Raw genomic sequence first — 3,439 nt, 5'->3', positions numbered from 1 at the left:
ACGAGGTCCTGATTGGCGATAAATTCATCGCCCGTCATGAGATGTTCGAGCGACGGCAAGCGACAGCCCGTCGTCGTTCGAGCGATAGCGATCACTTCCTCTTCGGACGGATATTACAAAACAAATAAAGCCAAGAATAGGTCGAGCTGTGCTTCCGGGAGCGGGTAGGTGCCTTCCTGCTCGACAGGGTTCTGCGTTGCCAGGACCATGAACGGAGGCGGCAAGTCGAACCCTTTGCCAACAACAGTGATGCGTTGTTCCTGCATCGCCTCGAGCATCGCCGCCTGTGTCTTTGGCGGGGCCCGGTTGATCTCGTCGGCTAAGATGATGTTGGCAAAAACGGGACCGTGTGCGAACTCGAACTCACGCCGCCCTTCCCCGTTGTCCTGCAGGATGTCAGTTCCCGTAATGTCCATCGGCATCAGATCGGGGGTGAACTGAATGCGGCTGAACTTCAGCGACATGGTCTCGGCGAGTTTGCTGACCAACAACGTCTTCGCCAAACCTGGCACACCCATCAACAACGCGTGTCGTCGCGCGAACAAACACACCAACAAGAGGTCGATCGTGTCCCGCTGGCCGACGATGACCCGGCCTAGTTCCTCACGCAATCGATCGTGGGCTTTCCCGAGTCGGTCAACCGCCGCGACATCATCGTCGCTCAAAGCGGATTCAGGACCGAGTGAATTGGACGGCATTACCGACTGCGACATGTTGAAGGTCCTGGGTGTTCTGACCGATGTTGAGATCCCGATTCCCGGCGGGCGAGTTCGCGGTCACCAATCATAGCGGGCTGTCGGAAGCGAAAGCAAACTTTTCTGATCGAGTTGGCAGGGGGAGAACGGTCGGTGTGCCCAAAATGCGAAAGCCTCCAGGCGACACCGATCGAAGTCTGTTCAGGTCCTCGCTGTTTTTTACCGTTGGCAGCGTCTGCCTCGATGAACGAGCCCATTGTGGAGGCATCTGTGCGCGACTTTTGGGGCGCCCGAACCAAAACTTTTTAGATAACGCTCCGAGACCTCACTGGCCGACTGGCCTCCATCGCAAGAAAAACGGCAATGTGATCATTGAACCGAGCCATGCCAAGGCAAGGTCTTTTTGGGCGTCCCAAATATCGCCTTGCTGGCCGTTGTAGGATTCCGCCATCGCAGGTGAAAACGTCATCGCGATCTGCCACTCGATCACTTCATACACGGCACCGATTGCCAGCACACAAACGACCGCTAAACACGCTCCCGCAAAGGGCGTTACACGACAGAAGACCTGTAGAAACTCCGAGAGTGGAGGCAGGCCGAGACAACCGGATGCAAAGTGAACCAACCGGTCGTAGTGGTTCCGCCTCCAATCAAAAAATTCCGACAGCGTGTGTCCGGTCAAGAATTGCATCGCCTCATCGTAAGGGACATATGAGTAGATCCAACGGGCACCGATCAGATGCAACCATAAGAACGCAACGCAGCATCCCAGCGACAGGTTCGATGGATGAAAACGCACCACCGCAATGATTAGCATCGCCACGCCAGCGACGGTTGGGACATGCTGCAGCACCAACTCGTTCGGGTAGGCCGCACCGATGAAAGAAAGCGGAATGGCAATTCCCGTGGCAACGATCGCTAGCAATCGCATGGACATCATGGGAACGATCGGTGGAGGGTCACGATTGTTGCACGGACTTTTGACGCCGCCACAACGCGATGCCTTCCACGACCATCCAGAACTGCAAGCACAACACCGCGAGTGCGAATCCGATCAACACCCAATCACGGGCCGGCCACCAATTGTTCACGAGGTCGAATGTCATTGCCCACGCGGGCATCAACAACATCATGAACATCGGGATCGCCAACACCGCAATCGGCCGACTTCGGCGTGCGAGATAAAACACCGACACCATCAATGCGAGTCCCGCGAGCAGTTGGTTGGTCGCTCCAAACAGTGGCCATAAAATCAAGCCGCCTTTGCCCGGAGCATCGCCCGCGAAAATTGCAATCAGCAACGCAACCGCGATCGCAAACCCGGTTGCAACATACTTATTCGCGCCGAACGAAAACCCCGCCGAACTCGACAGTTCGCTCAAAACATATCGTTGCAAACGCGTCGCGGTATCGAGCGTTGTTGCGGCAAAACAGGCAACCATGACTGCCATGATCGCCACGCCCATCTTCAGAGGAATCCCGATCGACGACATGAAGTTCGCTCCGCCGTCAATGAACGCGGCGAGTTTTTTGTCGAGTCCCTGCTTTCTCCAGCCGCCGTCCTGCGTCGTGTTGTTTTGTCGAGCCGCGGATTGTCCCCCGTCCGCCGTCTCCTCACTCGCAGGAAGACCTGTTCGATAATACGAACGCCATGCGGGAGAACCATTCGTTGCGCCGGAAGTGTCGCTCGGTGTGGTGCGAGTGATCACCGTCTGGCCGTCGGTGACGGTTCGTTCGAGACGCCCCATCCCGACTCCCGCGCAGCAAGCCAAAATAACCAACACCGCCAACATGCCTTCCCCGAGCATCGATCCGTAGCCAACGAGTTGAGCGTCCGAGGCGACCTTGAGTTGTTTGCTCGTCGTTCCGCTGCTGACCATGCAGTGGAAACCGCTGCACGCACCGCAGGCGATCGTGATGAAAAGGAACGGAAAGATCGGTGGAGCGTCGGCGGGAATTTCAGTTGCGATCGCCGGAGCGGCCGACATTAAATCGGCTTCACCTCCGAAGGAAGCCACTCCCAAACCGACCACCAACAAGACCAACGCGACCACCAATTGAAGACTGTTGATGAAGTCTCGGGGTTGCAACAACAACCAAACCGGTAACACCGACGCCACAAACGCATACGCGAGGAGCAAACCGGTCCACACAACCACCGGTGTCGCGTAAACGGCATCGGCCGGCAACACGTCGGCGATGTCCAGGGGCAGACGATACGCACCGAGGTACACCGTCAAATACAAAGTGCCCAACCCGATCAGGCACGGAATGACGAGAGCGTTCCCGCGGCGAATGACGAACCACCCGATCATCACCGCAACCGGCATCGCGGTCCAAACGCTCAGCACCGATTCGGGATACAGCTTGAAGATGTTCGCGATGACGAGACCAAAGACCGCCAAGACGATCGACAACGCCATGGCCAACACGATCAAAAACAGCAGTTTCGCCCGTTTCGAAATCAAGTGCCCGGCGGCTTGACCGACCGATTCGCCGCGGTTGCGGATCGAGATCACCAACGCGGCCAGATCATGCACGCCTCCGACAAGGATCGAGCCAAAAATCACCCACAACAGCGCCGGCAGCCAACCCCAAAATACCGCCAACGCCGGACCCACGATCGGTCCCGTTCCGGCGATGCTGGTGAAATGGTGCCCGAGCACGACACTGCGGTCGGTGGGAACGAAATCGACGTCGTCGCGTTGGACCACGCTCGGCATCGGCTCATCGTCGTGCAACGC

2 protein-coding genes and 1 pseudogene are annotated in these 3,439 nt (G+C 57.4%); all 3 read right to left on the bottom strand.

Translation table 11 applies throughout. The annotated features are described in order from the left end of the window. A pseudogene (locus ACF8AM_RS23090) lies at positions 1–713 on the bottom strand (AAA family ATPase); the annotation flags it as partial. Between the two features lie 307 nt (positions 714–1,020). Beyond that, complete coding sequence (locus tag ACF8AM_RS23085; protein WP_392557913.1) at positions 1,021–1,635, bottom strand: DUF2238 domain-containing protein; 615 nt, start codon at positions 1,633–1,635, stop codon at positions 1,021–1,023. 19 nt (positions 1,636–1,654) lie between these two features. Beyond that, the coding region (locus ACF8AM_RS23080; RefSeq protein ID WP_392557912.1) for a carbon starvation protein A at positions 1,655–3,439 on the bottom strand (1,785 nt) is incomplete at its 5' end.

It is taken from the genome of Rhodopirellula sp. JB055 (genome assembly GCF_043100905.1).
Lineage (GTDB): Bacteria > Planctomycetota > Planctomycetia > Pirellulales > Pirellulaceae > Rhodopirellula.
Note: the sequence above shows the minus strand (reverse complement) of the source record. Positions and strands in the feature narration are given on the sequence as shown.

Bases quoted from the DNA above. Each gene is read 5' to 3' on its own strand.
- ACF8AM_RS23085 (WP_392557913.1), bottom strand. From the start codon at position 1,635: ATGATGTCCATGCGATTGCTAGCGATCGTTGCCACGGGAATTGCCATT.